This window comes from Achromobacter sp. GQ309 (assembly GCF_059759315.1).
The window spans coordinates 521714-547165 of record NZ_JCAXDP010000001.1; the positions used below are offsets into that span (position 1 = coordinate 521714).

At 67.4% G+C, this 25452-nt stretch carries 29 protein-coding genes; 14 read left to right on the forward strand and 15 right to left on the reverse strand.

Going from position 1 to position 25452, the window contains the following annotated elements:
• Positions 1-6: 6 nt before the first annotated feature.
• A complete protein-coding gene (locus AC6CIE_RS02425; RefSeq protein ID WP_498091003.1) occupies positions 7-339 on the forward strand; it encodes a zinc ribbon domain-containing protein in 333 nt (110 codons plus the stop codon).
• Positions 340-411: 72 nt separating this feature from the next.
• On the opposite strand, the gene AC6CIE_RS02430 is transcribed toward AC6CIE_RS02425, so the two are convergent.
• On the reverse strand, positions 412-1167 hold the full coding sequence (locus AC6CIE_RS02430) for an ABC transporter substrate-binding protein (protein ID WP_498091005.1): 756 nt from the start codon (positions 1165-1167) through the stop codon (positions 412-414).
• Between the two features lie 81 nt (positions 1168-1248).
• Complete coding sequence (locus AC6CIE_RS02435; RefSeq protein ID WP_175123544.1) at positions 1249-1674, reverse strand: copper resistance protein NlpE; 426 nt, start codon at positions 1672-1674, stop codon at positions 1249-1251.
• A gap of 269 nt (positions 1675-1943) precedes the next feature.
• Here AC6CIE_RS02435 and AC6CIE_RS02440 point away from each other — a divergent pair, with 269 nt between their 5' ends.
• From AC6CIE_RS02440 to AC6CIE_RS02470, 7 genes are all read left to right on the forward strand, one after another.
• Positions 1944-2423, forward strand: a complete 480-nt coding sequence (locus AC6CIE_RS02440) for an OsmC family protein (protein ID WP_498091007.1) — start codon at positions 1944-1946, stop codon at positions 2421-2423.
• A gap of 10 nt (positions 2424-2433) precedes the next feature.
• The gene (locus tag AC6CIE_RS02445) at positions 2434-2982 is read left to right on the forward strand and encodes a cysteine hydrolase family protein (protein ID WP_498091009.1); all 549 of its coding nucleotides are present in this window, start codon (positions 2434-2436) and stop codon (positions 2980-2982) included.
• A gap of 5 nt (positions 2983-2987) precedes the next feature.
• A complete protein-coding gene (locus tag AC6CIE_RS02450) occupies positions 2988-3212 on the forward strand; it encodes a DUF3820 family protein (RefSeq protein WP_175138444.1) in 225 nt (74 codons plus the stop codon).
• A gap of 140 nt (positions 3213-3352) precedes the next feature.
• Entirely contained in the window at positions 3353-3676 is a 324-nt protein-coding gene (locus tag AC6CIE_RS02455) for a hypothetical protein (protein ID WP_175123541.1), read from the forward strand.
• A 76-nt stretch (positions 3677-3752) separates the two neighbouring features.
• The gene (locus AC6CIE_RS02460) at positions 3753-5006 is read left to right on the forward strand and encodes an Hsp70 family protein (RefSeq protein WP_367352605.1); all 1254 of its coding nucleotides are present in this window, start codon (positions 3753-3755) and stop codon (positions 5004-5006) included.
• An 85-nt stretch (positions 5007-5091) separates the two neighbouring features.
• Positions 5092-5679 (forward strand): NUDIX domain-containing protein, encoded by a 588-nt coding sequence (locus AC6CIE_RS02465; RefSeq protein ID WP_286900093.1) that lies wholly within the window; start codon positions 5092-5094, stop codon positions 5677-5679.
• A gap of 24 nt (positions 5680-5703) precedes the next feature.
• The gene (locus AC6CIE_RS02470) at positions 5704-6036 is read left to right on the forward strand and encodes a 2Fe-2S iron-sulfur cluster-binding protein (protein WP_498091012.1); all 333 of its coding nucleotides are present in this window, start codon (positions 5704-5706) and stop codon (positions 6034-6036) included.
• Here AC6CIE_RS02470 and AC6CIE_RS02475 read toward each other — a convergent pair.
• The 7 genes from AC6CIE_RS02475 to AC6CIE_RS02505 form a co-directional block, all read right to left on the reverse strand.
• Positions 6017-6574: a hypothetical protein gene (locus AC6CIE_RS02475; protein WP_498091014.1), complete on the reverse strand. Its 558-nt coding sequence runs from the start codon at positions 6572-6574 to the stop codon at positions 6017-6019. The genes AC6CIE_RS02470 and AC6CIE_RS02475 overlap by 20 nt on opposite strands.
• Complete coding sequence (locus tag AC6CIE_RS02480) at positions 6525-7226, reverse strand: DUF899 domain-containing protein (protein WP_498091016.1); 702 nt, start codon at positions 7224-7226, stop codon at positions 6525-6527. Before AC6CIE_RS02480 ends, AC6CIE_RS02475 begins: the two co-directional genes overlap by 50 nt.
• 79 nt (positions 7227-7305) lie before the next feature.
• Complete coding sequence (locus AC6CIE_RS02485; protein WP_498091018.1) at positions 7306-7755, reverse strand: SRPBCC family protein; 450 nt, start codon at positions 7753-7755, stop codon at positions 7306-7308.
• Positions 7656-8093 (reverse strand): ArsR/SmtB family transcription factor, encoded by a 438-nt coding sequence (locus AC6CIE_RS02490; protein ID WP_498091020.1) that lies wholly within the window; start codon positions 8091-8093, stop codon positions 7656-7658. Before AC6CIE_RS02490 ends, AC6CIE_RS02485 begins: the two co-directional genes overlap by 100 nt.
• Before the next feature lie 75 nt (positions 8094-8168).
• Positions 8169-9338 (reverse strand): hypothetical protein, encoded by a 1170-nt coding sequence (locus AC6CIE_RS02495; protein WP_239215773.1) that lies wholly within the window; start codon positions 9336-9338, stop codon positions 8169-8171.
• A gap of 14 nt (positions 9339-9352) precedes the next feature.
• Complete coding sequence (gene fnr, locus AC6CIE_RS02500; protein ID WP_175123532.1) at positions 9353-10081, reverse strand: fumarate/nitrate reduction transcriptional regulator Fnr; 729 nt, start codon at positions 10079-10081, stop codon at positions 9353-9355.
• Between the two features lie 97 nt (positions 10082-10178).
• A complete protein-coding gene (locus AC6CIE_RS02505) occupies positions 10179-10613 on the reverse strand; it encodes a gamma-glutamylcyclotransferase family protein (RefSeq protein WP_218344703.1) in 435 nt (144 codons plus the stop codon).
• 138 nt (positions 10614-10751) lie between these two features.
• Between AC6CIE_RS02505 and clpB the strand changes: the two genes are divergently transcribed.
• On the forward strand, positions 10752-13358 hold the full coding sequence (gene clpB, locus AC6CIE_RS02510; RefSeq protein ID WP_498091022.1) for an ATP-dependent chaperone ClpB: 2607 nt from the start codon (positions 10752-10754) through the stop codon (positions 13356-13358).
• 112 nt (positions 13359-13470) lie between these two features.
• On the opposite strand, the gene AC6CIE_RS02515 is transcribed toward clpB, so the two are convergent.
• Both AC6CIE_RS02515 and AC6CIE_RS02520 read right to left on the reverse strand, forming a co-directional pair.
• A complete protein-coding gene (locus AC6CIE_RS02515) occupies positions 13471-15135 on the reverse strand; it encodes a CehA/McbA family metallohydrolase domain-containing protein (RefSeq protein WP_498091024.1) in 1665 nt (554 codons plus the stop codon).
• 136 nt (positions 15136-15271) lie between these two features.
• The gene (locus AC6CIE_RS02520) at positions 15272-15919 is read right to left on the reverse strand and encodes a TetR/AcrR family transcriptional regulator (protein ID WP_239215820.1); all 648 of its coding nucleotides are present in this window, start codon (positions 15917-15919) and stop codon (positions 15272-15274) included.
• 161 nt (positions 15920-16080) lie between these two features.
• On the opposite strand from AC6CIE_RS02520, the gene AC6CIE_RS02525 reads away from it, so the two are divergent.
• The 3 genes from AC6CIE_RS02525 to AC6CIE_RS02535 are packed head-to-tail and all read left to right on the forward strand — an operon-like array spanning position 16081 to position 18639.
• Complete coding sequence (locus AC6CIE_RS02525; RefSeq protein ID WP_218344705.1) at positions 16081-17292, forward strand: Tm-1-like ATP-binding domain-containing protein; 1212 nt, start codon at positions 16081-16083, stop codon at positions 17290-17292.
• Positions 17293-17304: 12 nt separating this feature from the next.
• Positions 17305-18135 carry a phosphoenolpyruvate hydrolase family protein gene (locus AC6CIE_RS02530; RefSeq protein WP_175123527.1) on the forward strand — a complete coding sequence of 277 codons (831 nt, stop codon included), beginning with the start codon at positions 17305-17307 and terminating at the stop codon, positions 18133-18135.
• Between the two features lie 57 nt (positions 18136-18192).
• Positions 18193-18639, forward strand: a complete 447-nt coding sequence (locus AC6CIE_RS02535; protein ID WP_175138420.1) for an SRPBCC family protein — start codon at positions 18193-18195, stop codon at positions 18637-18639.
• A 51-nt stretch (positions 18640-18690) separates the two neighbouring features.
• Here AC6CIE_RS02535 and AC6CIE_RS02540 read toward each other — a convergent pair whose 3' ends face one another.
• Positions 18691-19656, reverse strand: a complete 966-nt coding sequence (locus AC6CIE_RS02540) for a LysR family transcriptional regulator (protein ID WP_498091026.1) — start codon at positions 19654-19656, stop codon at positions 18691-18693.
• Positions 19657-19745: 89 nt separating this feature from the next.
• On the opposite strand from AC6CIE_RS02540, the gene AC6CIE_RS02545 reads away from it, so the two are divergent.
• Complete coding sequence (locus AC6CIE_RS02545) at positions 19746-21203, forward strand: N-acyl-D-amino-acid deacylase family protein (protein WP_218344709.1); 1458 nt, start codon at positions 19746-19748, stop codon at positions 21201-21203.
• A 28-nt stretch (positions 21204-21231) separates the two neighbouring features.
• Complete coding sequence (locus AC6CIE_RS02550) at positions 21232-22191, forward strand: tripartite tricarboxylate transporter substrate binding protein BugE (protein ID WP_175123523.1); 960 nt, start codon at positions 21232-21234, stop codon at positions 22189-22191.
• Positions 22192-22221: 30 nt separating this feature from the next.
• Here AC6CIE_RS02550 and AC6CIE_RS02555 read toward each other — a convergent pair whose 3' ends face one another.
• The 3 genes from AC6CIE_RS02555 to AC6CIE_RS02565 all read right to left on the reverse strand — a co-directional run bounded on the left by AC6CIE_RS02555 (position 22222) and on the right by AC6CIE_RS02565 (position 25437).
• Positions 22222-23598 carry a sulfite reductase subunit alpha gene (locus AC6CIE_RS02555; RefSeq protein ID WP_498091028.1) on the reverse strand — a complete coding sequence of 459 codons (1377 nt, stop codon included), beginning with the start codon at positions 23596-23598 and terminating at the stop codon, positions 22222-22224.
• 6 nt (positions 23599-23604) lie between these two features.
• Positions 23605-24552 (reverse strand): FAD:protein FMN transferase, encoded by a 948-nt coding sequence (locus tag AC6CIE_RS02560; RefSeq protein WP_175123694.1) that lies wholly within the window; start codon positions 24550-24552, stop codon positions 23605-23607.
• A gap of 84 nt (positions 24553-24636) precedes the next feature.
• A complete protein-coding gene (locus AC6CIE_RS02565) occupies positions 24637-25437 on the reverse strand; it encodes a DUF4198 domain-containing protein (protein WP_175123521.1) in 801 nt (266 codons plus the stop codon).
• Positions 25438-25452: the final 15 nt, after the last annotated feature.

Below are 25452 nucleotides of genomic sequence, written 5' to 3' on the forward strand. Positions count from 1 at the left end.
ACGACGATGCCGATGTACGACTATGCGTGCGCGGATTGCGGCGCTTTTGCAGCGCTGCGGCGGTTGGCGCAGTGGCGGGATCCGGCGGCCTGCCCGCAGTGCGGGGCGTTGTCGGACCGCATTGTGGGCGGTGCCCCAGCGGTGTCGGCGCTGTCCTCGGCCTTGAACCGGGCGCACGCGGCGAACGAGCGCAGCGCCAATGAGCCGCGCAGCACGCGCGCGGGGCACGGCATGAACTGCGGGTGCTGCGGCAGCGGGCGGTCGCGGGGAAGAACGCGCACATCGCGAGATGGCGCAAAGTCATTCGCGGGCGCGCGGCCCTGGATGATCAGTCACTAACGCACGCTGCGGCCCGGGTGCCTCTGCATGAAGGCGCCCGGCCTGCGGTGCGGCAGCTTGTCGCGAGGCAGCCTAGGCCTGGGCCTGCGCCGCCGGTTCCAGCGGCGCCACGGCGGCGCCCTGGATCTTGTGGCGCGCCAGCGCTTCGGCGACGAAGCCGGATTTCTTCATGGCTTCCACGTAGGCGGCCAGGTAGGCGCTGGCCTTGGCGCCGCGGCTCTTGGGCACGCCCATGGCCTGGCGGATCAGCATGAAGTGACCGTCCAGAAGGCGCAGCCCGCCCAGACGCTGCGCGTCGGCTTCGAGCTGTTGCTTGACGCCCGCGGCGACCTCCATGTTTTCCTGCACGAAGGTGTCGACGACGGCGGGCGAGGTCGGGGCGCGAAAGATCTCGGCCTGTTTGAGTTCGCGCGTCAGGTACAGGTCATAGGCGCTGCCCTTGCCGACCACGACGCGGTGGCCGGCGCGGTCGACCTCGTCCTTGTTGACGATGGGCGAGTCCTGGCGCACCAGATAAGCGCCTTCGATAACGACATACGGCGCGGTGAAGGCGATCTGTTCGCCGCGCAGCGGGTCGATCGCGAAAAAGCCTACGTCGGCCTGTTCGGCGGCGACGGCATTGACGGATTCGCCGGCGGACTTGAAGACCACCAGTTCCAGCTTCACGTCGAGCCGGCGCGCGAGTTCAGTGGCCAGGTCCACCGACACGCCACCAGGCTGGCCGGTGGCGGGATCGGTGTTGGCGAGGATGGGATTGCCCAGGTTGATGGACGCGCGCAGCGCGCCCGTCGGGGCGAAGGCAGACAGCATTTCGTGATCGGTCTTCATGGCTTCCTTGCTGGATGAAACGCGCCGCCGGGCGCGGTCGATGCCAGAGGATAGCCTCAAAGGCGGCGGCGGCGCGATGGCTTATTGCACGCGGCGCAGCACGTAATGCGCCGCGAGCGGGCCGGTGGGGCGCGTGCCGTCGCGGTAGAGCATCGTTACCTGGTTCTCGCCGACGAAGTAACGCTGGCTATCGCCTGCGGCGTCCAGCCGGATCGTGCTGCCGTCAGACTCCCAACTGAAGGTGCCCGTCACGATCTCGGGCTGCGGCTGGCGGTCCAGGTACTGGGTCAGCTTTTCGTAGCGGCCATCCTTCATCAGCGTCAGGCGGGCGCGGATGCCGGGGCAGTCGGCGCAGGGCAGGGTGCCTTCGTAGCTGCCGGGCCAGTCCAGGGAGTCGCGGGAGGTGTGGTGGTCTACCGGCACCGACCGGGCGGTGATGGGCTTTGACGGGGCGCAGCCGGCGAGCAGCGCAAGACTCAGGGTGCAGGTCAGGGTGGTTTTCATCATGGCGAGCTCCTGTGTGACGGACTGGCTTATTGGCTGATCTCAGATGGCCAGACGCGTCCTCACGATACGGACAGTAACGGGCCCATGCTGAAACGGGATGTAAGGCCGATGCGTGTCATAAACATCCAACCGACGCGGCCAAGCGTGCGCTAAGCTCGGCCTTCCTTGCGCGTGAGGCGGCATTAGGCTGCCGGCGCAGCGATAGCGGCACAAGGCGACAGGGCCGCGAGGCGCAAGGCAACAGGACCACGAGGCAACAGGACTACAGCATGAAAGGCGAACATCATTACAGCGTTACCGTCGAATGGACCGGCAACACCGGCGCCGGTACGGCCGGCTACGCGGCCTATTTCCGCGACCACGTCATCCAGGCCGCCGGCAAGCCCGAGGTGCCGGGATCGTCGGACCCCGCCTTCCGCGGCGATGCCTCGCGCTGGAATCCCGAAGACATGCTGGTGGCCTCGCTATCGGCGTGCCACAAGCTCTGGTATCTGCACCTGTGCGCGGTGGAAGGAGTGACCGTGCAGGCCTATCGGGACGAGGCCGAAGGCGTCATGCAGGAAGATCCGGAACGCGGCGGCGCGTTTGCATCGGTCACGTTGCGGCCCCAGGTCACCATCGGCGCGGGCGACGACGCCGCGCTGGCGGAACAGCTGCACGAACGCGCGCACCACTGCTGCTTCATTGCCAATTCGGTGAATTTTCCGGTACGGTGCGAGCCGCGCATTGCGATCCAGTCCTCCCCCTGACGCCATTCCCATGACATCCGCCCTGATCGTGATCGACGTGCAACGCGCGTTGTTCGAAACCTCGCCGCCGCCCTTCGAGGCCGCGCAGGTGCTGGCCCGCATCAATGCGTTGGCCGAACGTGCCCGTGCGGCCGGTGCGCCGGTTGTTTACGTCCAGCATGAAAGTCCCGGGTCCGATCTGGCGCATGGTGAGCCGGGGTGGGACCTGGATACGCGCCTCGCGCCGGCCGCCGACGACTTCCGTGTCCGCAAGACGACACCTGATTCGTTTCTGCGAACGGAATTGGGGCAGGTGTTGGCGGAGCGGGGCGTTACGCATCTGGTGGTGTGTGGGTACGCGACAGAGTTCTGCGTGGACACGACCGTGCGGCGGGCGGCGGGGTTGGGGCTGGCGGTCACGCTGGCGGCCGACGCGCATACCACGCACGACAAGCCTCATGCGGACGGCGGCCAGATCCGGGCGCATCACAACGCCACGTTGCCGGCCATTTCCAGCTTCGGTGTGAAGATCGCCGCTGTAGCGGCCGCTGATCTCTTTACCGGCGGTGCGTCGCGATGAATGTGATGGATCCCGAACTGCTGGCGCTGCTGGTGACGCGCGACATGCCGTTTGGCAAGTACAAGGGCAGGTTGATCGCCGACCTGCCCGGACCGTATCTGGCGTGGTTCGCGCGCAAGGGCTTTCCGCCGGGAGAGCTGGGCCGCTTGCTGGCCTTGATGCACGAACTGGATCACAACGGCTTGTCATCGCTGCTGGATCCGCTGCGCAAGACCCGGCGCGCGTCCTGAGACCCGCCGCGGAAACCGCAGGAAACAACTGGCGGGGATGATGTTGCGTCTTGGCACGACGCCTGCCATCCACCGGGGATACGATTAGGCGGTGCGCCCGGCCCTCGGCCCGGGCGCTGACTCATCTAACCGAGGTCGCCATGAACAAAAAACACGTATCCGCTTTCCTGTTTGCCGCCTTGTGCGCGGCGGGCGCTGCCCAGGCCCAGAATGTCGCGCCCGGCGCCACGCAGGAGATGCAGTTTCCCTCGGCCCAGGGCAGCCTGTCGCCACCCTCGACGCTGCGCATGACCGTAACGCCCGAAGCCCCGCCGCCCGCACCGATCCGCGACACGCCCCAAAGCCAGGCCGAGTTCCAGCGCTGCCGTACGGTGTCGGACCGCGCAGCCACGTCGAATGCGCAGATGCAGGCCGGCGTCGAGCAATGTCTGCGCGAACTGGAACAGCGCCGCCAGCAGCAATAAGCCCCCACGGGAATCCAGGGCCGGAGCCAGAGCGGGTACACTTGTGCGCCGTTTTGCTCTAAGCGCCTGAATTCCCATGATTTCCACCGCCTGCGGCGTCGACTTCGGCACCTCCAATTCCACCGTCGGCTGGAGCCGTCCCGACCAACATGCGCTCCTCGCGCTGGAGGACGGCAAGACCACCTTGCCGTCGGCCATCTTCTTTCACGACGAGGACGCCGAGGTCAGCTATGGCCGCGCGGCCATCTCCGACTACCTGGCGGGCTACGACGGGCGCCTGATGCGTTCGATGAAGAGCCTCTTGGGCAGCTCGCTCATCGACGGCTCGACGGAAGTGCAGGGCCGTTCCATCCCTTTCCGTGTCCTGCTGACGCGCTTCATCGCTGAATTGAAGGCGCGCGCCGAGACCGCCGCCGGGCGCGGCTTCACCCGTGCCGTGCTGGGCCGTCCGGTGTTTTTCGTGGACGATCATCCCGCGTCCGACAAGACGGCGCAGGACACGCTGGAAGAGATCGCGCGCAACGTCGGGTTTACCGACATCGAGTTCCAGTTCGAGCCGATGGCCGCCGCTTTCCACTATGAGTCGCAGATCAGCCGCGAGGAACTGGTGCTGGTGATCGACATCGGCGGGGGGACGTCGGACTTTTCGCTGATCCGGCTGGGGCCGGACCGCGCGGCCAAGCCGGACCGCCGCGACGACATCCTGGCCTACGGCGGCGTGCATATCGGCGGGGTGGATTTTGACAAGCAATTGAGCCTGGCGCACGTGATGCCGCTGCTGGGCCTGGGCAGCCAGTTGCGCAGCGGCAAGGACGTGCCGTCGACGCAATACGGCAACCTGGCCTGCTGGCACACCATCAACCAGGCCTACACGCGCAAGGCAGCCGAGCATTTTGCCTATATCCGCGCCGAGGCCGGCGACCGCCAGAAGATCGATCTGCTGCTGAACCTGGTGAAGGAGCGTGCGGGCCACTGGGTGGCGGTGCAGGTGGAAGAAGCCAAGATCGCGCTGTCCGAGGCGCCCGCCGCGCGCATCGACTTGTCGCGCATCGCGCCGGATCTGGGTGTCGAGGTGACGCGCCCATCGTTCGACGCGAGCGTGGGACGCTTGATCGACAAGGTCGAGACCACGGTGGGCCAGTTGCTGCGCGATGCGGGCGTGTCGACGGCGGACGTGGATACCGTGTTCTTCACGGGCGGCTCAAGCCGTGTGCCGCGCCTGCGCGAAAGCGTGTCCCGGCTGGTGCCCGAGGCGCGCAGCGTGGAAGGCGACCTGTTCGGCAGCATCGGCGCGGGTCTTGCGCTGGATGCCGCGCGCAAGTTCGGCTGACCGGCCGCCTGCGGGGCGGTGGTAAGCTGCCAGGCGTGCCGGCAACGGCTCGCCGCCCCTCTCAGTTTCCGATCCAGACGTCCTCATGACCCGACCCGCCGATACCCATCTCGTCGAAACGCTCCTCGAAAGCGAGGCCCCGTATGACGGCAGCTTCCTGAAGATCCGCCGCGATACCGTCAGCCTGCCCAACGGCCATACCGGTATCCGCGAGTACGTGGTGCACCCGGGGGCGGTGGTGGTGATTCCGCTGCTCGACGATGGCCGGGTGCTGCTCGAGCGACAGTTCCGATATCCCATCGGCCGCGTGATGACGGAATTTCCTGCGGGCAAGCTGGATCCGGGCGAGGATCCGCTGGTGTGCGCCAAGCGGGAACTGCTGGAGGAGACGGGCTATACCGCCGGCCAATGGGCCCATGCGGGCGCCCTGCACCTGGCCATCGCCTATTCCACTGAAATCATTCACATCTTCTTTGCGCGCGGCCTGCGGGCAGGCGAGCGCCAGCTCGACCAGGACGAATTTCTGGATGTCATCAGCAAGCATCCCGAGGAGCTGCTGGCGGCGTGCAGCCAAGGCGAGGTCACCGACGCCAAGACGCTGACCTGCGTACTGTGGATGCAGAACGTGCTGTCCGGCGCCTGGAAGCTGGACTGGCAGGACAACGTCGCCTGAGCGGCGGCGGGCAGCCTGACGACGATGTGCTCGCACCCGGTTCTCGTCCAGCCCTTGGGCCTGCGCTTTGACGCGCCGGCCGGCACGTGCGTGCTGTTGGCGGCGCAGGCCGCGGGCATCAAGCTGCCCAGTTCGTGCCGCAATGGCACCTGCCGCGCCTGCATGTGCCTGATGCTGGACGGATCGATCGTGTACGGCATCGAATGGCCCGGCCTGTCGCGCGACGAAAAGGAAGAGGGCTGGATCCTGCCGTGCGTGGCCCAGGCGACGTCGGCGCTGGAAATCCAGGCCCCCGGCGCTGCGTTGATCGAGACGGCGCCGCCCGCGGTTCGCCCGCTTACCGGCGCCAGGCGCTGACCGCGGCGACCGGCAACAGGGTCGCAGCCATGCCTGCGGCCATTCCTGCCGCCATGCCCAGCACCATTCCCCAAAACGGCGCAGCGCCCAGCGCCTGCGCTGTCTGAACGCCCAGGCGCGCGCCCAGCACCATACCGATCGCCATGAGGACCAGGCAGAGCACCCGGCTTGCCAGCGGCGGTTCGCCGGCTTGCAGCCGCAGCCAGAGCCATCGGATACGAGGCATTCGGGACCAAGGCAATTGAACCCAGGGCCATCGAGTCCCGGACAGCTGAGACCAGGGCAGCAGCGCCGCCAGCGCCATCGCGGCCGAGCTGGCCGGCATCAGCACGACGTGCCGCCATGCCAGTTGCGCCAGCGTTCCCGGCGCACCGCACTCGCTGGCCAACAGCGCGGCGGGCGTGCGCCACGTGTCCACAATCAGTCCGGCGCCCATGGCCGCCAGGCACACCAGCCACAGGCCAGCCATGCCGGCCGTGGCCTGCGGCCTAGCGGTGGTCGTGGCAGGCTTGGCGCGGGGTGTCGCCGTATCGGTCATGGTGGCGCACCCAGTCGCGAACATCGAAATACGGGCCGTTTTCGTTGCGGCCCAGCGGCGCGATGTCGAGGTAGTTGTAGGCCCCCGCCAGGCGCTCCACGCCGCGTTCGAAGGCCGAGTAGGTGTGAAAGATTTCGCCGTCGGGATCACGGAAGAACGCGCTGGTCCCTGGACGTTCCTCGACGGCGCCATCCGCCTGCGGCACGGACGCTTCGAAGTCGAAATTGAAGTCGCTGCCCGCTGACGAGTACCAGTCAAACTGCCAGCCCATGCGGGCCTGGAAGGCGGCCAGCCGGGCATACGGCGCGCGCGAGACCGCCACCACCGTCACGTCGTGGTGCCGCAGGTGCATGAGCGCGCTGTCCAGGTGATCGGCTAGGAGCGAGCAGCCCACGCACCCGTCCTCCCAGTCCGGACTGAACATGAAGTGATAGACGATGAGCTGGCGCCTGCCGTGGAACAGGGCATCCAGGCCTTGCATGCCGTGCGCGCCCTCAAAGGTGTATGGCTTGTCCACTCGCACCCACGGCAGCGCCATGCGGTCGCGGGCCAGGGCGTCCGAGGCGTGGGTCAGTTCCTTTTCGCGCCGCAACAGCGCCTCGCGGGCAACGGTCCATTGGGGGCGGGATACGACGGGATGATCGGTTTGCATCGTGCGTCTCCTTTGCGTGCCGGGCGCTTGGACCCGGGGGTCAAGTTCGGATCCGGCGGACAGGTCCGGGGCGCCAGGTTCAGGCCTTGCCGGCCAGGTGGTCCGCCAGCCGGTCCATGGCGCCGGACCAGCCATTCTCGTGGCCGTCGCGGGTGGCTTCGTCGACGAACGGTGTCTGCAGGAAGGCAAGCTCGGTGCCCCCGTGTGCCGAGGTGAAGTCCAGCGTGATCAGTGAGGTTTCCTGCGGCGTGTCGCGCCATGCCCAGGTGAACACCAGACGGCGATGCAGCGCGACTTCCTGGTAGCGGCCGCTGGCGTAGTGTTCCCCGCCGTCTGCGGTGATGAAGCCGACTTCATAGGCGCCGCCCACGCGCACATCGGTTTCGGCCAGCAACACGCGTTGCGTGCCTGCCGGGCCGAACCAGCGCATCAGCGCTTGCGGGTCGGTCCAGGCTCGCCAGACGCGTTCGACGGGGGCGTCGAAGCGGCGCTGGAGCCGCAGCTCGAGGGGGGAGATTCGGTTTTCCATGGGTGGATTTCCTCTTCGTGATAGAGATATCGCGCCAGCGAATCCAGTTGGCCGGTCCAGAACCTTTCGTACCGTGCCAGCCAGCCGGCGGCGGCGCGCATGGGTTCGGGAGACAGCGTGCAGCGCACGACCCGCCCGTCCTTGGCGCGCGCGATGAGGCCGGCCTCTTCCAGCACCCGCAGGTGTTTCATAAAGGCGGGCAGGGATATGGCGTGGGGTCGGGCCAGGGTGCTGACCGAGGCCGAGCCCTGTTCCAGGTCCGCCAGCACCCGGCGGCGCGTGCCATCCGCCAGCGCGGAGAAGATGGCATCGAGACCATCATCATTTAACTTAACCATAAGGTTAAGTTTTAGGTCTGCCACAAGCGCGTGTCAAGCGCGATGGCTTCGGACTTTCCCTAGGGGTGAAGCGCGTTACTTGCCGCGCGGCTTGATGATGTCGCAGGCCGCGGCGGTGTTGCTGGCCGGGGCGTCGCCGCCCAGCAGCGCTCGCACGCCGCAGACCGAGCCGAACATGCGCTTGCCGTCGTGGCCCACGCCGCCGACTTCGAAGGCGCTGTGACGCAGGGGGACGGGCTTGGAGCCTCGGGCGGCCAGCACGTGCTCGTACTGGACGTAGCCCGTGCCGCGCGCCAGCCGGGTGGCGCCCTGGGCTTCGGCGCCGCAGGCTTTGTCCAGCAGCCGGTGCTCGGGGTTGTTGTCCGCGCCGCCCAGCAGGTAGACCACATCGCGCGCCGCGTAGCGCACGAAGAGGCGGGAATCGTCGGATTCGCCGGCGTAGGCGGGCAGCTTGTCCGTGCCGTACTTGTACTGGTTGTAGGTGGGGCAGATGCCGCGCTCGTAGGGCGCGTAGCCCTTGCCGTCGGCGCGTGGCCTTTCGTTGGTCAGGTACAGGTAGGAAGAGGGGTTGGCGACCACGTACCGCAGGGTCAGGCCGTCGCGTCGCAACACCCCGTCCACGTTGTTCAGCACCGCATACCGGTGCACCAACTGCGCGCCGGCCGAATGGCCGGCAAGCACCAGGCCGGCGAGCGACGGCAGGCGCTTGCGGTCGTCCAGGCTGCGCAGCAGGTCGTCCAAAACCTGGAACGAGGTGACGGGGGCGGGCCGGCCCGTGGCCTGGACGCTTTCCTGGCCGTCTTCCCAGCTGGCCTTGCGCCAGGCGGCCATGCCCGCGAAGCCCGAGTCGATCGAGCCGGAAAACCGCGGGGCCAGCACCAGCGTGTCGCCGGCGCGCGCCGGGTCGGCGGCGACCAGCGCGGCGGCGGTTTCGTAGTAGTTGTCGGCGTCGCGCTTGACGCCGTGGATGACGATGAGCACTTGCTTGATGCCGCGCAGGTCGTCCTTGGCCAGATCCCGGTTGGCGTAGACCGGCATCTTGTACCGGTTTCCGGGGCGGCCCAGTTCAACCGCCTGCCAGCGCAGCGGCGCCGCGCGCTTGGGCACGGGCGTGGCTTCGTCGTAGTCGTAGGGGTCGGGCAGCGGCGTCTGCGCATGCGCAGCGCCGCAAGCCAGCAGGGTGGCCAGGGCGAGCGAGGCCGCCAGCGCCGTGCGGGTCAGGGATGTGGCAGGCGCGCGGCGCATGGCGCGGCGACCGCTCAGCAGCTTTCGAGTCCCAGCAGTTGCTTGAGCGCGGGCAGGTCCAGGATGCGGACTTCGCGCTGGTTGATCTTGATGAGGCCGTCGCGGGCAAAGCGCGAGAACAGACGGCTGACCGTTTCCAGCGTCAGGCCCAGATAGTTGCCGATTTCTTCGCGGCTCATGCGCAGCACGAACTCGGTGGACGAGTAGCCCAGCGACGCATAGCGCTGCGAGAGGTTCAACAGAAATGCGGCCAGGCGCTGTTCCGACCGCATGGAGCCCAGCGACGCCAGCATCTGGTGCGAGCGGGTGATCTCGCGGCTCATGAGGCGGCGGAATTGCTGTTGCAGCGACGGCAGGTGCGACGCGACGCGATCGACTTCGTTCAGGCGGATGACGCAGACCTCGGAATCTTCGAGGGCCACGGCGGCCGACACGTGCTTGCCATCCAGCATGCCGTCCATGCCGACGATCTCGCCGGGCAGATGGAAGCCGGTGATCTGGATCTGGCCGGTGGCGTCTTCAAGTTGCGTTTTCAAGCTGCCGAAGCGCACGCCGTAGACGGCGTCGAGCGGATGATCCAGCGAAAAGAGCGTCTTGCCTTTTTCCACGCGGACGCGCTCTTTGACCAGTTCGTCCAGCTTTTCGACTTCGGCGGCTGCCATGCCCACGGGAACGCAGACGTGACCCAGCATGCACGTGGAACAGTGGGCGGCATCAGGGGCAATGGGGACCCGTTTTTGCATACGATGACCTTTAGAGTGCCCATTGCACGGCGGGCGCCGGAACGGGTGTGAAGCACGAGACAGGCGTCTATTGTAGTCCGTTGTTACTACGGGTGTCTTACCGGGCGTCCTGCTTTGTTCTGGAAAGGCGATGAGCAATCCAGTCTTCCCCGGTGATATCGACCGCCGCGGCCCGAAACGCGGGGTCGATCGGATAGTACTCGCAGGGCAGCAGACTGGTCGGGCCGGCGCCTTCCAGACTGGCGGTAACCGTGCGGCGCACGAAGCAGCAGGGCTTGCCGGGCTGATATTCCTCGATCTCGTCCATCAGGGCGATCAACGCCGGTTCCACCTGGAAAACGTCGCCGCGCACGCGCCGGCCGTCCTGCACGGGGATGAGCCCGGGCCAGTCGCCAAAATCGACCAGCATGCCGGGCACGCTGGCCGCGCCGACGTGGCTGGCGGCCGGCAAACCGCGCGCTGCGGCCGCCCGGGCGAGGTCGTTGATTTCGCCGGCCCGTAGGGTGCCGTACACAAAAACGTATATGCTCATTGCTCTGTTTGCTGGTGCACGTCGAAGAAGACCATGAGAGGCGCCGGGTGTTGAAATTGTCTCACCCGGCCACATATTCAGGTTATCGAGCCAGCCGGCACGGATCGGTCAGGCTCCCCACAAGCCAATACGACCATTATGCGATTCGACAAACTGACGACCAAGTTTCAACAAGCGTTGGCAGACGCCCAAAGTCTGGCCGCCCGCAACGACCACCCCTACATCGAACCTGTCCACGTGCTGTCCGCCCTGTTGTCGGATTCCGACAGCGGCGCGGGCAGTTTGCTGGCGCGTGCCGGTGTGGCGGTCAACCGACTGGGCCCGGCCCTGGAGTCCGCCCTGAAGGGCTTGCCGCAGGTGCAGGGCGAAGACAACGTGCAGGTGGGCCGCGACCTGCAGGGCGTGCTGACCCGTACCGACAAGGAAGCCTCCCGCCGCGGTGACACCTATATCGCCAGCGAACTCTTCCTGCTCGCGCTGGCCGACGACAAGGGTGAAGCCGGCCGCATTCTGCGCGACGCGGGCCTGCAGAAAAAGGCCCTGGAAGCGGCGATCGACGCCGTGCGCGGCGGCGAGAACGTGTCGGGCGCCGAAGGCGAAGCCAACCGCGAGGCCCTTTCCAAGTACACGCTGGACCTGACCGAGCGAGCCCGCCAGGGCAAGCTGGATCCGGTCATCGGCCGCGACGACGAAATCCGCCGCACCATCCAGATCCTGCAGCGCCGGACCAAGAACAATCCCGTGCTGATCGGCGAACCCGGCGTCGGCAAGACCGCCATCGTCGAAGGCCTGGCGCAGCGCATCGTCAACGACGAAGTGCCCGAGACCCTGCGCGGCAAGCGCGTGCTGTCGCTGGACCTGGCGGCGCTGCTGGCGGGCGCCAAGTTCCGCGGCGAGTTCGAAGAGCGCCTGAAGGCCGTGCTGAAAGAGCTGGGCCAGGACGACGGCCGCAACATCGTGTTCATCGACGAGCTGCACACCATGGTGGGTGCGGGCAAGGCCGAAGGCGCGATGGATGCGGGCAACATGCTCAAGCCGGCGCTCGCGCGCGGCGAGCTGCATTGCATCGGCGCCACCACGCTGGACGAATACCGCAAGTACATCGAGAAGGACGCGGCGCTTGAGCGGCGCTTCCAGAAGGTGCTGGTCGACGAACCCGACGTGGAATCCACCATCGCCATCCTGCGCGGCTTGCAGGAGCGCTACGAAATCCACCACGGCGTCGAGATCACCGACCCGGCCATCGTCGCGGCCGCCGAGCTGTCGCATCGCTACATCACCGACCGCTTCCTGCCCGACAAGGCCATCGACCTGATCGACGAAGCCGGCGCGCGCATCCGCATGGAAATCGACTCCAAGCCGGAAGTGATGGACAAGCTGGACCGCCGCATCATCCAGCTCAAGATCGAGCGCGAGGCCGTCAAGAAGGAAACGGACGACGCCTCCAAGCGCCGCCTGGGCGTCATCGAGGACGAGCTGCAAAAGCTGCAGCGCGAGTACAACGACTTCGAGGAAATCTGGAAGGCCGAGAAGGCCGCGGTGCAAGGCACGCAAGCCATCAAGGAAGAGATCGACAGCGTCCGCGCCGAAATGGCGGAACTGCAGCGCAAGGGCCAATTCGACAAGCTGGCCGAGCTGCAATACGGCAAGCTGCCGGATCTTGAGGCACGTCTGAAGGCCGCCGAGGTGGGCGCTGCCGAGGCCGCCGAAAACGCCGAAGGCGACGAATTGCGTCCGCGCCTCTTGCGCACGCGTGTCGGCGCCGAGGAAATCGCCGAAGTCGTGTCGCGCGCCACCGGCATTCCGGTGTCGAAGATGATGCAGGGCGAACGCGAAAAGCTGCTGCACATGGAAGAGTTCCTGCACAAGCGCGTGGTGGGTCAGGACGAGGCCGTGCGCCTCGTGTCCGACGCCATCCGCCGTTCGCGTGCGGGGCTGGCGGATCCGGCGCGGCCGTATGGCTCGTTCCTGTTCCTGGGCCCCACCGGCGTGGGCAAGACCGAGCTGACGCGCGCGCTGGCTGAGTTCCTGTTCGACTCTGAAGAGCACATGATCCGCATCGACATGAGCGAGTTCATGGAGAAGCATTCGGTGGCGCGGCTGATCGGCGCGCCGCCCGGATACGTGGGCTACGAAGAGGGCGGCTATCTGACCGAGGCCGTGCGGCGCAAGCCCTACAGCGTGGTGCTGCTCGATGAAGTCGAAAAGGCGCATCCGGACGTGTTCAACGTGCTGCTGCAAGTGCTGGACGACGGCCGCCTGACCGATGGCCAGGGCCGCACCGTCGATTTCCGCAACACGGTGATCGTCATGACGTCGAACCTGGGTTCGCACCATATCCAGACGCTGGCTGGCCAGCCGTACGACGTGGTCAAGGAAGTGGTGTGGGATGAACTGAAGCAGACGCTGCGGCCTGAATTCCTGAACCGCATCGACGAAGTGGTGGTGTTCCATGGCCTGGAAGCGCAGCACATCGAGTCCATCGCCCGCATCCAGCTTCGCCGTCTGGGCGAGCGCCTGGAAAAGCAGGAGATGCGGCTGGAAGTGACGGAACCGGCCCTGGCCGAACTGGCCCGCTCCGGCTTCGATCCGGTGTTTGGCGCGCGCCCCTTGAAGCGTGCGATCCAGCAGCAGATCGAGAACCCGGTGGCGCGTCTGATCCTGGAAGGCAGGTTCGGTCCGCGCGACGTGGTCCCGGTGGATTGGCAGGATGGCCAGTTCGTCTTCACCCGCACGTTGCAGTGATCGCGCTGCAATAAGCAGAATGCCCGGCGCGTAGCCGGGCATTTTTTTGTCTGCGCCGTAGCGCCGACGCGCCGCCGCGCCGAACAGATCGGCGCGGCGCTGGGCAATCACATCACTTCGCGACCGTCACGAACACCGGGTTCGAATAGAACCACAGGTCGTTGTAGTTGCGGGCGTTGATGGCGTTGAAGCGCGCCGCGTTGTCGGCAAAATCGACCTTCGCATCCGGCAGCGGTTCGCCCGCTGCGGTTTCGCCTGCCACGTCCACGCCAAGATTGGTGCCGCGCAGGCGCAGGTACTGGCTCTTGTCGGCTTTGATCGTGGTCGTGATGACGTTGTAGCCATCTTCGTCCACCTTCCAGTCGGCCTTGGTGAAGCGGGCCAGTACGCGCGTCGTGGGGTTGGTGTCGGCGTCGTATTCCGGGGTGCCGGGTGCGGCGCGTTCGGTCACGTCGCCGACGATCAGGTCCACGTGGTTGACGGTGGGCTTGACGTAGGTGGGGTTGCCGCTTTCGATCGGGTACTCGTAGTTGTTGCGCTCGGGGCTGCGGAAGCGGATCGTGACCTCGACGGTTTCACCCTTGGCCGCCTGCAGTTCGCCGCCCATGTGCACGGCGCCGGCCGCGCCCTTGGCCTGGAAGTCCAGCGCGTCGATCAGGTCGCCGAAGACACCGAACATGCGGCCGCTTTTCAGGCCCGTGACCACGGCCGCCATGTCGTCGCCGTCCTTCCAGACGTACGTCTTCGAGTATTCGCCGGGCGCGTAGCCGCTGCTGTACAGACCCTGGCTCGTGCGGAAGTGGTAGTCCGAATCGGCCACGTTCCAGATGCGTCGGCCTTCGCCCAGCAGCGCGTCCCACGTGCCGCCCAGGTGCGCGACCAGGTAATCGGCGCCGCCATAGGTGCGGTTGGGCAGGAAGGCGTTGGTGTAGGCGGTGGCGTAGCCGCCACGGTCCGGCTCCATCTGGTTGCCGACCATGCCTTCGATCGCGAAGAAGACGCTCGGGGCCAGGTCGTTCATCTCGCGCAGCTGGGCGATCGTGTACTTGCCCGCGTAGCGCGACGGGTGGTTCAGCAGCATGTAGCTGTCGGGGTACTTGTCGCGCAGCCACTTCAGCGCGGCCAGCGAGTCGGCGTGCGTGGTGAACGCGCGCGTTTCGCCGGACAGGCGCGAGACCAGCAGCGGGTCGAACAGGTTGGGATCACGGTTGGTGAACAGGTACTCGAACTCGGCCACGGCCTCCAGCGACTTGGGCGACTGCGGATCGTTGTAGCCGATGCCGATGTTCACGTGGTCATGCGTCGGCATGTCCCATTCGAACGACGAGAAGATGATCTTGCCGGCGTAGCGGCCCGCGGCCTGCGCCTGCTTGATGTAGGGCACTTCGTACTGCGCCATGCCTTGCGAGAACGGGATCGATCCGCCGGGCAGGTTGACGCCGGTATGGTCGCGGGCGGACAGGCGCAGATGGTTCGAGATGGCGGCCCAGTCCAGCTTGTAGCGGTCGAACGCCTGATCCAGCGCGCTTTCCAGGCTGACCTGCGCGTCGTCCGACTGGAACGTGTGCACGTGCAGATCGCCCGTGGACCACGCACCCGTTTCGACCGGCTTGGGTTGCTCTGCGGGCGGCGTCGGGTCGGTCACGACGGGCGGCGTCGGCTCAGGGGTGACCACCTCGTCATCGTCATCGCTGCCACCGCAGGCGCTCAGCAGGGTCACGCAAGCCAGCGACAAGGGCATGATGGCTCGCCGCAGGCGGGATACTTCGAACTGCATCTACAACACTCCAACGTCATGTCGGCATGCAACGCGCATGCCGCAAAGCGCGCAACTATGCGGGCGGGGAATGACGTGGGAATGACAGTGGCGCGCCGGATGTCGATTTCCGTGCGCCTGGCGTTGTCTTCAGCAGCTATTTTTTTGCGGCTCGGCCTTCGGCCAGCGCCTGCGTGATGATGGCGTTCGCGGTCCAGCGCACCACATCGGTGACCTCGGGCAGGTCGAGCTTCCAGATGTCCTTGAGCACCAGGAACACCTCGGTGCCGTACACCAGCGACAGCGCCTGCGCGACGCGGTCCTGCTGCGCCGGTGTCAGGTCGGCGGCCAGGGGTGCGATGGCGCGCCTGAGGATGTCGACGCGGTGGCCGCGCACCAGTTGGGGCTCGGCGCCGGCCTTGCCGGCGCTGGCCTGCGCATGCTGTTGCAGCGACACCTGAATGGCAGCGCGCAGCGGCGCCTCGTGCGCCGCCAGTCGCGGATACGCGAAGCGCAGCAGCTCGTCGACGCGCGCCGCCGCGTCGGGCGCATCGGAATTCCACGCGAGGATGGGGCCCAGGCTTTCGTCCACCACGGCGGCGATCAGCGCGCTCTGGCTGGGAAAGTAGCGGTAGGCGGTGGCGCGCGAGACTTGCGCGTGTTCGGCCAGCTCGGCGACCGAGGGCGTGACGCCTTGCGCCATCAATTGCTGGGCGGCGTCGAGCAGGGTCTTGCGCATCCGGGCGCGCGGCCCGTGCGGAGGTTCGCCGCTGGCGGCTGCCTGCGGGCTGGCGGGGGCGATCAGCTTCGTGCCGGCCGCTGCCGAGGACGCCTTGCGGGCGAGGGATTCGGATTGACGTGAGACAGGTGTCTCAGTATGATTCTTTCGTCTCATTTCTGGATTCTACGGGCCTTTGGCCTCACATATCGAGGCGCGCACGCAGTGTAGCCGCCCGCGGAGGAGTCATGACGCATACCAAGCAGCGGGTCTTTGTCGCCGCGACCTACGACACCAAGGGCCACGAGGCCGACTACGTGGCGGATCTGCTCCGGCGCGAGGGGCTGGACGTGGTGTCGGTGGATGTCTCGACCTCGGGCGCGCCCAGCGCCGCGCAGGTCTCGGCGCAAGAGGTCGCGCGCAGCCACCCGGACGGCGCCGCGGCGGTCTTCACGGGCGACCGGGGCACGGCGATTGCGGCCATGGCTCTTGCGTTCGAGCGCTACGCCGCCGGCAACGCGGAAATCGGCGCGCTGCTGGGCCTGGGCGGCTCGGGTGGCACGGCGCTCATCACGCCGGCCATGCGCGCGTTGCCCATCGGCACGCCCAAGGTGATGGTGTCCACGATGGCGTCCGGCAATGTCGCGCCGTATGTGGGACCGTCGGACATCGCGATGATGTATTCCGTGACCGACGTGGCGGGCCTGAACCGCATCTCGCGCCGCGTGCTGGCCAATGCGGCCGGCGCGATCGGCGGCGCGTTCCGCCAGTCGTCGGCCGCGGCGGCTGACGATGGCCGGCCGGCGGTGGGCATCACCATGTTCGGCGTCACCACGGCCTGCGTGCAGCAAGTCACGCCGCTCCTTGAGTCGCAGTTTGATTGTCTGGTGTTCCATGCCACTGGCACGGGCGGGCAGTCGATGGAAAAGCTGCTGGACAGCCGCCTGCTTGCCGGTGTGCTGGACCTGACCACGACTGAGGTCTGCGACCTGCTGTTCGGCGGCGTGCTGGCCTGCACCGATGACCGCTTTGGCGCGGTGGCGCGCACGGGCGCGCCCTATGTCGGGTCGTGCGGCGCGCTGGACATGGTGAATTTCGGCGCGATGGACACCGTGCCCGAACGCTACCGCGCCCGACGCTTCTATCCCCACAACCCGCAGGTCACGCTGATGCGCACGACCGCAGAGGAAAACACGCGGCAGGGCGAATGGATCGCCGACCGGCTGAACCGTTGCGACGGCCCGGTGCGCTTCCTGATTCCCGAGGGCGGCGTGTCCGCGCTGGATGCGCCGGGCCAGGCGTTCTGGGATCCCGAGGCCGACGCGGCGCTGTTTGCCGCGCTGGAGGCCAACCTGCGGCAGACGGCGGACCGCCGCCTGATCCGCGTGCCTTGCCACATCAACGATCCGCTGTTCGCCAGGACGGCGGTCGACCACTTTCTTGAAATTGCCGCACATTGAAGGACTGCCGCCATGCCGCGTTTTGACCGTAACGAACTGCTGGACAAGTTTCGCGCCATGGTGCGCGCGCGCACGCCCATCGTGGGCGGGGGCGCGGGCACCGGACTGTCCGCCAAGTGCGAGGAAGCGGGCGGCATCGACCTCATCGTGATCTACAACTCGGGCCGCTACCGCATGGCGGGCCGCGGCTCGCTCGCGGGGCTGCTGGCCTACGGCAACGCGAACGAGATCGTCGTGGACATGGGCCGCGAAGTGCTGCCGGTGGTCAAGAAGACGCCGGTGCTGGCCGGCGTGAACGGCACCGATCCGTTCTGCGATTTCGACGTGTTCCTGGACGACCTGAAACGGCAGGGCTTTGCCGGCGTGCAGAACTTTCCCACTGTCGGCCTCATCGACGGCAACTTCCGCGCCAATCTCGAAGAGACCGGCATGGGTTATGCGCTGGAAGTCGACATGATCCGTCTGGCGCATCAAAAGGGCATGCTGACGACGCCGTACGTCTTCAACGAGGACGACGCCGTGGCCATGGCCCGCGCGGGGGCTGACATCATCGTGGCGCACATGGGGCTGACCACCGGCGGGTCCATTGGCGCGGAAACGGCGCTGACGCTGGATGATTGCGTGGGCGCCATCGACCGTATTGCCGAGGCCGCGCTGGCGGTGCGCCCGGATATCATCGTGCTGTGCCACGGCGGCCCGATCGCGACGCCCGACGATGCGGCCCACGTGCTGCGCGCGTGCAAGCATTGCCACGGCTTCTATGGCGCCAGCTCGATGGAACGCCTGCCGACCGAACAGGCCCTGACGGCCGCCACGCGCGAATTCAAGAACCTGACCTTCTGATCCCCATCGCCGCAGTTTTCGGCTTATTCGACACGCATTGCGTATAACGGAGCCCGTATGCCGCATACCGTACACATCACCGCTGTCGTCCACGCGCCATTGAACAAGGTCTGGCCGCTGTTCCGGGATTTCAACGGCCTGGCAGGCTGGCATCCCGGCGTCGCGGAGAGCCGGCTGGAAGCGGGCGGCCGCCATGACGCCGTGGGCTCGGTGCGGCATCTGACGCTCAAGCCTTCCGGCTTCGTGCGGGAGCAGCTTTTGATGCTGGACGATCCCAATACCGAGCTGCGGTATTCGATCATCGAGACGGATCTTCCGATGCGCGATTATGTCGCGGGCGTGTCGCTGCATCCGGTCACCGAAGGCGGCGGCACGCTGGTGCAATGGTGGGCCGATTTCCGCGTCGAGGGGGCAGCGTTGAACGATGTGGCTGCGGCGGTCGGGCAGAACGTGTTCGCGGCGGGATTGGCCGCGTTGGACGAGAAGCTGCGCGCGGGTGTCTGACACCCGATCGCAGGGGCGGCGCCGGTCAGCACGCGGGTGACACCCGCGCACCTAGTGCTTTCGCCGTGTGGCGGACAGGCGGCGGCAGCCTGCGGGCAGTTGGGCCGTGCGCAGGTACTCGTGGATCGATGCGATCAACGCCTGCGCGGCCGGGCTCAGCGGGTATTCCTTGTTGCGGATGATGCATAGCGTGCGCACCACCGTGGGCCGGGCCAGCAGCGCGTAGGCCAGCCCCGGCTCCATCACGCGTTGCGCGGCCAGCGCCGGCAGCAGCGCGACGCCCATGCCTGCCTTGACCAGCGCGGCCTGCGACGTGGTGCTCGATGCTTCATAGAACGGCGCCGCCGCCTCGATGGGCAGGTCGGCGCGGGCGCGCAGCAGGGCCATGATGCCCGTTTCATCTACGACTCCAACCAGCTTGCGGCCGGTCAGGTCGGACCAGCGCATGGCGCCGTCGCGCGCCGGGCGCAGCGTGGCGTCGTCCTGGCGGTAGAGCACACCGAAGCGGTCTTCGAGCAAGGCGTCGAATTGCAGGCCGGGGGCGTCGGCCCAGCGGCTGGTCAGCCCGAAATCGACCTCGCGCGCGGCCACTTTGCGTTGGATGCGGCCGGAGTTGTCGTCGCTGAGATAAAGCCGCACCGCCGGATACTGCGCCGCGAACACGGCGGCGGCGGGCGCGATGAGCTGCGTGATGGCCGACGGCGCCGCCGCCACGCCGACGCGTCCGCGTTCCAGCGCGCCAAAACGCACCACGTCCTCGATCACGCCGTCAAAGTCCGCCAGCAGCCGCATGACGCGCGGCAGGAATTCCTCGCCGGCCGGCGTCAGCAGCACGCGCCGGCTGGTGCGCGCAAAGAGCTGGGTGCCCAGCGCGTCTTCAAGCTGGCGAACCAGGCTGGTGACGGACGACTGCGTCTGGAACAGGCGTTTGGCGGCATGCGTGAAGCTGGACTCCTGGGCTACCGCCACAAAGGCGGTCAGGTGCTTCAAGGTGACGTGCTTGGGCAGGCGATGCATTTCAAAACGCGATAGATGGATCAATAAAAACAATTTTTCCAGATTGATCGCGCGGACGATACTAGGTCCTTCACCAAGGCAGGAACACCATGCAGGAGACTTTGGATCTGATCATCGAAGGCGGCTGGCTCATCGACGGGCTGGGCGGTCCGCGCAGGCGCGCCGATGTGGGCGTGGCGGGCGAACGCATTGCGGCGATCGGGGACCTGTCGAAGGTGCCCGCGGCCACGCGCGTGAACGTCGCGGGCAAGATCGTGGCGCCCGGCTTCATCGATGTGCACGGTCACGACGACCTGATGTTCGTGGAAAAGCCCGATCTGGCGTGGAAGACGAGCCAGGGCATCACCTCGGTTGTCGTGGGCAATTGCGGCGTCAGCGGTGCGCCCGCACCGCTGCCGGGCAACACCGCGGCGGCGCTGGCGCTGTTGGGCGAGACGCCGCTTTTTGCCAGCATGACGCACTATTTCGACGAGCTGCGCGAGCGTCAGCCCGTCATCAATGTGGCCGCGCTGGTGGGGCACGCGAATCTGCGCCTTGCCGCGATGCGCGATCCCACCGCGCAGCCCACGCCCGATGAACAGGCGGCCATGCAGCAGATGCTGGCCGACGCGCTGGCGGCGGGCGCCGTGGGCTTCAGCACTGGATTGGCGTATCAACCGGGCGGGGTGGCGCAGCCGCCCGAACTGGAAGGGCTGGCCCGCGTGGCGGCGGCGCGGGGCGCGATGCATACCAGCCACATCCGCAATGAGGGCGACGCGGTCGAGGCGGCCGTCGACGAGGTGCTGGCCATCGGCCGCAACACCGGCTGCGCGACCGTGCTGTCGCATCACAAGTGCATGATGCCGCGCAACTGGGGCAAAAGCGCCGCCACGCTGGCCAACATCGACCGTGCCCGTGCCGAGGGCGTGGACGTGGCGCTGGATATCTACCCGTATCCCGGCAGCTCCACCATCCTGATCCCGGAGCGCGCCGACACCATCGACGACATCCGCATCACGTGGTCGACGCCACATCCCGAATGCAACGGCGAATACCTGAGCGACATTGCGGCGCGCTGGGGCTGCGACAAGACGACGGCGGCCGAACGCCTGTGCCCGGCCGGGGCGATCTATTTCGCGATGGACGAGAACGAGGTCCGCCGCATCTTTCAGCACGAATGCTGCATGGTCGGGTCCGATGGCCTGCCCAATGACGCGCATCCGCATCCCCGGCTGTGGGGCAGTTTCACGCGCGTGCTGGGGCGCTACGTGCGCGAGGCGCAGCTTGTCACGCTGGAGGCGGCGGTGGCCAAGATGACCGCGCTGCCGGCCCGCGTCTTCCGGCTGGCGGACCGTGGCCGGATTGCCGTGGGCGCGTGGGCGGACATTGTGGTGTTCGATGCCGATACGGTGATCGATCGCGCCACCTGGGAAGCGCCGACGCTCGCGTCTGCCGGTGTGGAGCACGTGCTGGTCAATGGCACGCCGGTTTTTCCGGCCACGGCAGACACCCCGCGGCCCGGCCGCATTCTTCGCCGCGATCAGGCCGCGGCCCAACCCCTTCCATAACAACAGCCGTACCAGGAGACCCAACATCATGATCCGCAAGACTTGCGCCGCCCTGGCGCTGGCCGCCGCGCTGCCGGCCGCTCACGCCGCCTTTCCCGACCGCCCCATCACGCTGATCGTGCCGTTCCCGGCGGGCGGTCCCACGGACATCGTCGGCCGCGTGGCCGCGGCCAAGGCAGGCGAAATTCTGGGCCAGCAGATTGTCGTAGAGAACCGCACGGGCGCGTCGGGCACCATCGGCATGACGGCCACCGCGCGCGCCAAGCCGGACGGCTACACCGTGGGCCTGGCCACCGTCAGCACGCACGGCACGGCGCCGCACCTGTTTCCCAACCTGGCCTATGACCCGGTCAAGGACTTCACGCCCATCAGCAATCTGGTGACCAGCCCCAACATCCTGAGCGTGAATCCGAACTTCCCGGCCAAGACGCTGGCCGAGTTCGTGACCCACGTGCGCGCCAATCCGGGCAAGGACGGCTACGCGAACGCGGGTGCGGGCGGCGTGAACGACCTGGGCATGATCTGGTTCCTGCAGATCATCGGCGGCAAGATGAACAGCATTTCCTATCGCGGTTCGGCGCCGGCGCTGACCGACACGGTGGGCGGCGTGGTGCCGGTGATCTTCGACAACTTTCCGTCGTCGCTGCCGTACGTCAAGAGCAATCACCTGAAACCCCTGGCGATTACCGGAACGGCGCGCAATCCGCGACTGCCCGACGTGCCGACCTTTGCCGAGCAGGGCTACAAGGATTACGACGTGACCGCCTGGTACGGCGTGGTGGGGCCGGCCAACATGCCGGCCGACGTGCGCGACAAGCTGGCGGATGCCTTTGCGCGCGCGGTGCGCGATCCGGCGACCGCGGCAAAGATGGAAGAGACCGGCGCGTTCCCGCTGGGCAACACGCCGGCCCAGTTTGGTGAGCAGATCAGCACCGAACGCGATCGCTGGAAGACGGTGATCGAGCGGGCGCAGATCAAGCTGCAGTAGGGACTCGGGAAACGCGGGCCGCGTGCGTCGTCAATACACGTCGCGCCGGTAGCGGCCCGTATGCTGCAGGGCTTGCAGGCGGTCGGCGCCCAGGATGTCCTGCAGCGCGGCATCCACGCCGCCCGCCATGCCTTGCAGGCTGCCGCAGACATACACGGCGGCGCCGGCATCCACCCAGGCGCGCACGGCGTCCGCCTCTTCGCGCAAGCAGTGCTGCACATAGCGGCGCTCGGGCTGGTCGCGGGAAAACACCGCATCCACGCGTTCCAATGTGCCGTCTTGCCGCCAGGCGTCGATCTCATCGCGGCAGAACGCGTCGCAAGCGGCGTTGCGCTCGCCGAAGACCAGCCAGTTGCGGCGGTGGCCGGCAGCGCGGCGCGCTTTGATCAGCGCGCGCAGGCCCGCAAGGCCGGTGCCGTTGCCGATCAGAATCAGCGGGCGGTCGTCAGCCGGCGGGTGGAAATTTCGGTTCGTGCGTACACGCAAGGCGATCTCGTCGCCGGTCTGCGCAATGTGCGTGAGCCAGCCGCTGCCCAGACCCAGCGCGCCGTCGGCGCCTTGCATCTGGCGCACCAGCAGCTGGATGGCGCCGTCAGCGGGCAGCGAAGCGATGGAGTATTCACGATGCGCCTCCAGCGCGCCGCCGCGTTCGCGCCGGGGGCCGATTTCGGCGATGTCGCCCGCCTGCCATGCTGCCGTGCTCTCGGGCGGCGGCGACAACGTCAGCAGATAGCAAGGGCCGCCCTGGCTGCCGGGATTCAGCAGTTTCCGGCCCGCCAGGCGCCAAGTGTCGTAGACGGGCGCTTCCCAATCGGGCAAATCGCTGCGGCCGGCCAGCAGGCCCAGGTAATGCTGCCAGTGGCGTAGCGCGGCCGCGTCGTCGTTGTCGACCTCGACCAGATCGAACAACGGCGTCGCGCCTTGCGCGTGCAGCCAGTCGTTCAGCCGGTGGCCAAAGCCGCAGAACTGCGCGTACTCGCTGTCGCCGAGCGCCAGGACGGCATATTGCGCGCCGGCCAGCGCGGCGCCCTGCGGCGTCTGCTGCATCTGCCCGGCAAACGCCGCGGCCGCATCGGGCGGATCGCCCTCGCCGTAGGTGCTGACGACAAACAGCATGCGCCGGTAGGCGGCCAGGCGTTGAAGGTCCAGTTGGTCCAGCGAGGCGACGCGCACGGTCAGACCGCCGGCGCGCAGAGATTCCGCAGTTTGCATGGCCAGCGACTCGGCATAGCCGGTCTGGCTGGCGTAGGCCACCAGCACCGCGTCTTCGGGCGCGGGTGCGCTCAGCGCCTGCAGCGCCAGCGCGTGTTGCGCATGCTGGCGGCGGGCGCGTTGCCAGGCCCACAGGCACAGCAGCAGCCAGGTCAGCACCACGCACGTTGCCGCGATGAATCGGGTGTGCAACATGGGCATTCAGGTGGCCAGGGCCAGGGCTTCAAACTGCGGGGTGGCGACGACGCGCCAGGCGTCTTCGCTGCGCACGATGAACAGCGCGGCGAGGGCATGGCGGCGCGCATAGGCCAGCCCCTCGGCTTCGCCCAGCACCGTCAGCACGGTGGCCAGCGCGTCGGCCTGCATGCAGACGGGGTGCAGCACGGTTACCGAGGCGACCGCGTTGCGTACCGGGTGGCCGGTGCGCGGGTCGATCGTGTGGGCGTAGCGCGCATCGCCGTCGCCGGCGTGGCGCCGGTAGTCGCCCGACGTGGCGATGCTGCAGTTGTGCAGCGGCAAGGCCAGCGCATGGTCGTCGCTGGCGTCGGGGACTTCGATGGCGACGCGCCAGGATTGTCCGTCGGGACGCTTGCCGCGGGCGCGCAACTCGCCGCCGACTTCGACCAGGTAATCGGTGATGCCCAAGGCATCGAGCGCCATCGCCGCGCGGTCCACGCCGTACCCCTTGGCGATGGACGACAGGTCCAGATAGACGCCGCCGGGCTGCCAGGCCGCGCGGCGGTCTTGGTCCAGCGGCACGCGCCGCCAGCCGCAACGATCAAGCGCGGTCTGGATGGCGGCCGGAGAGGGCGGTTCAAAGGCGCGCTGGTGCGGCCCGAAACCCCAGGCGTTGACCAGCGGCCCCACGGTGGGATCGTAGGCGCCGCCGCTGTCCTCGGCCAGCATCAGCGCATGATGCAGCACATGGAAAAACTCGGGCGGCAGCGTCTGCCACCCGGACTCGGCACGGTTGTAGCGTGTGATGTCCGAGTCTGCTTCCCAGGTGCTCATTTGCGCGACGACCTGGTCCAGCGCGGCCTGGATGCCTTGCCGCGCTGACGCTTCGGTCACGCCCGCCGGCAGCGCCAGGCGCGCGGACCAGGTGGTGCCCATGGTGGCGCCGGCCAACGCGGCCGGGCGCGCCGGCATTGCGCCATAGGCGACGCGAACGGCCGGGGCCGCCGCGTTGCGCGGTGCGAAGGAAGCAGAGGTCGCCACGCGCGCGCCTTTGCCTTACGGTTGCAGCACTTCGACAGTGCCGGCGTACGACAGGCGGCGCTTCTTGGCCTGCGGCACGGTGACCTTGGCGTCTTCCATGCCGGCTTCGATCCAGTACAGGCCGGGCTGCGGCCACTTCACCGAGAACTTGCCGTCCTTGTCGGTCTTGATCTGGATTTCGCCGACCTTGTCGCGATAGCGGCTGCCGCCGGGCACGACGTTCACGTCCAGGTCGGCGGCGGGCTTGCCGTCCAGCAGCATCTGGAACGTGGCCGCTTCGTCGGTGAAGAGGTCGTTCGGGTGCGTCACGGGCGCCAGCTCCAGGCCACGGCCCACGGGCTTGACGGCCGAGGGCTTGCCGGCGGTGACGAAGGTCTCGACCCGGCCCAGGCTCTGCGAGACTTCAAGCTCGTCGGCCTTGGCCGGCACGGCCTGCGCCATGCCTTCCACCTTGCCGAAGTAGCGCTTGTTCTTGCCGTCTTCCTTCCAGCGCGCGAACACGCCGTCGTTGACCACGGCAACGCGGTAGGTGCCGGCTTGTTTCAACTGCAGGTCGAACGTGCTGCGCAGCTTGCCGCGGTTGATGTTCTCGGCTTCGGCGGCATTGCCGTCAGGCGCGGTGACGGTCAGGCCGTCCAGGCGCAGCGGCGCGTGGTTGAAGTAGAACTTGTCGTTGCCGACCGCGGCGTCCACGGTGATCCAGCTGTCGGTGCCCGACAGCACCGTCGAGGACGGCACGATCCAGACGTCATGGGCGTGAGCGGCAAAGGGCAGGCACAGCGCCAGGGCGGCGGCCAGTTTGGCGGCGGATTTCATCGTTGCGTTCCTTGC

Excerpts from the sequence above, each read along its gene's own strand:
- AC6CIE_RS02425 (WP_498091003.1), top strand. The coding sequence starts at position 7 with ATGCCGATGTACGACTATGCGTGCGCGGATTGCGGCGCTTTTGCAGCG.
- AC6CIE_RS02430 (WP_498091005.1), bottom strand. The coding sequence starts at position 1,167 with ATGAAGACCGATCACGAAATGCTGTCTGCCTTCGCCCCGACGGGCGCG.
- AC6CIE_RS02435 (WP_175123544.1), bottom strand. The coding sequence starts at position 1,674 with ATGATGAAAACCACCCTGACCTGCACCCTGAGTCTTGCGCTGCTCGCC.
- AC6CIE_RS02440 (WP_498091007.1), top strand. The coding sequence starts at position 1,944 with ATGAAAGGCGAACATCATTACAGCGTTACCGTCGAATGGACCGGCAAC.
- AC6CIE_RS02445 (WP_498091009.1), top strand. The coding sequence starts at position 2,434 with ATGACATCCGCCCTGATCGTGATCGACGTGCAACGCGCGTTGTTCGAA.
- AC6CIE_RS02450 (WP_175138444.1), top strand. The coding sequence starts at position 2,988 with ATGGATCCCGAACTGCTGGCGCTGCTGGTGACGCGCGACATGCCGTTT.
- AC6CIE_RS02455 (WP_175123541.1), top strand. The coding sequence starts at position 3,353 with ATGAACAAAAAACACGTATCCGCTTTCCTGTTTGCCGCCTTGTGCGCG.
- AC6CIE_RS02460 (WP_367352605.1), top strand. The coding sequence starts at position 3,753 with ATGATTTCCACCGCCTGCGGCGTCGACTTCGGCACCTCCAATTCCACC.
- AC6CIE_RS02465 (WP_286900093.1), top strand. The coding sequence starts at position 5,092 with ATGACCCGACCCGCCGATACCCATCTCGTCGAAACGCTCCTCGAAAGC.
- AC6CIE_RS02470 (WP_498091012.1), top strand. The coding sequence starts at position 5,704 with ATGTGCTCGCACCCGGTTCTCGTCCAGCCCTTGGGCCTGCGCTTTGAC.
- AC6CIE_RS02475 (WP_498091014.1), bottom strand. The coding sequence starts at position 6,574 with ATGACCGATACGGCGACACCCCGCGCCAAGCCTGCCACGACCACCGCT.
- AC6CIE_RS02480 (WP_498091016.1), bottom strand. The coding sequence starts at position 7,226 with ATGCAAACCGATCATCCCGTCGTATCCCGCCCCCAATGGACCGTTGCC.
- AC6CIE_RS02485 (WP_498091018.1), bottom strand. The coding sequence starts at position 7,755 with ATGGAAAACCGAATCTCCCCCCTCGAGCTGCGGCTCCAGCGCCGCTTC.
- AC6CIE_RS02490 (WP_498091020.1), bottom strand. The coding sequence starts at position 8,093 with ATGGTTAAGTTAAATGATGATGGTCTCGATGCCATCTTCTCCGCGCTG.
- AC6CIE_RS02495 (WP_239215773.1), bottom strand. The coding sequence starts at position 9,338 with ATGCGCCGCGCGCCTGCCACATCCCTGACCCGCACGGCGCTGGCGGCC.
- fnr (WP_175123532.1), bottom strand. The coding sequence starts at position 10,081 with ATGCAAAAACGGGTCCCCATTGCCCCTGATGCCGCCCACTGTTCCACG.
- AC6CIE_RS02505 (WP_218344703.1), bottom strand. The coding sequence starts at position 10,613 with ATGAGCATATACGTTTTTGTGTACGGCACCCTACGGGCCGGCGAAATC.
- clpB (WP_498091022.1), top strand. The coding sequence starts at position 10,752 with ATGCGATTCGACAAACTGACGACCAAGTTTCAACAAGCGTTGGCAGAC.
- AC6CIE_RS02515 (WP_498091024.1), bottom strand. The coding sequence starts at position 15,135 with ATGCAGTTCGAAGTATCCCGCCTGCGGCGAGCCATCATGCCCTTGTCG.
- AC6CIE_RS02525 (WP_218344705.1), top strand. The coding sequence starts at position 16,081 with ATGACGCATACCAAGCAGCGGGTCTTTGTCGCCGCGACCTACGACACC.
- AC6CIE_RS02530 (WP_175123527.1), top strand. The coding sequence starts at position 17,305 with ATGCCGCGTTTTGACCGTAACGAACTGCTGGACAAGTTTCGCGCCATG.
- AC6CIE_RS02535 (WP_175138420.1), top strand. The coding sequence starts at position 18,193 with ATGCCGCATACCGTACACATCACCGCTGTCGTCCACGCGCCATTGAAC.
- AC6CIE_RS02540 (WP_498091026.1), bottom strand. The coding sequence starts at position 19,656 with ATGCATCGCCTGCCCAAGCACGTCACCTTGAAGCACCTGACCGCCTTT.
- AC6CIE_RS02545 (WP_218344709.1), top strand. The coding sequence starts at position 19,746 with ATGCAGGAGACTTTGGATCTGATCATCGAAGGCGGCTGGCTCATCGAC.
- AC6CIE_RS02550 (WP_175123523.1), top strand. The coding sequence starts at position 21,232 with ATGATCCGCAAGACTTGCGCCGCCCTGGCGCTGGCCGCCGCGCTGCCG.
- AC6CIE_RS02555 (WP_498091028.1), bottom strand. The coding sequence starts at position 23,598 with ATGTTGCACACCCGATTCATCGCGGCAACGTGCGTGGTGCTGACCTGG.
- AC6CIE_RS02560 (WP_175123694.1), bottom strand. The coding sequence starts at position 24,552 with ATGCCGGCGCGCCCGGCCGCGTTGGCCGGCGCCACCATGGGCACCACC.
- AC6CIE_RS02565 (WP_175123521.1), bottom strand. The coding sequence starts at position 25,437 with ATGAAATCCGCCGCCAAACTGGCCGCCGCCCTGGCGCTGTGCCTGCCC.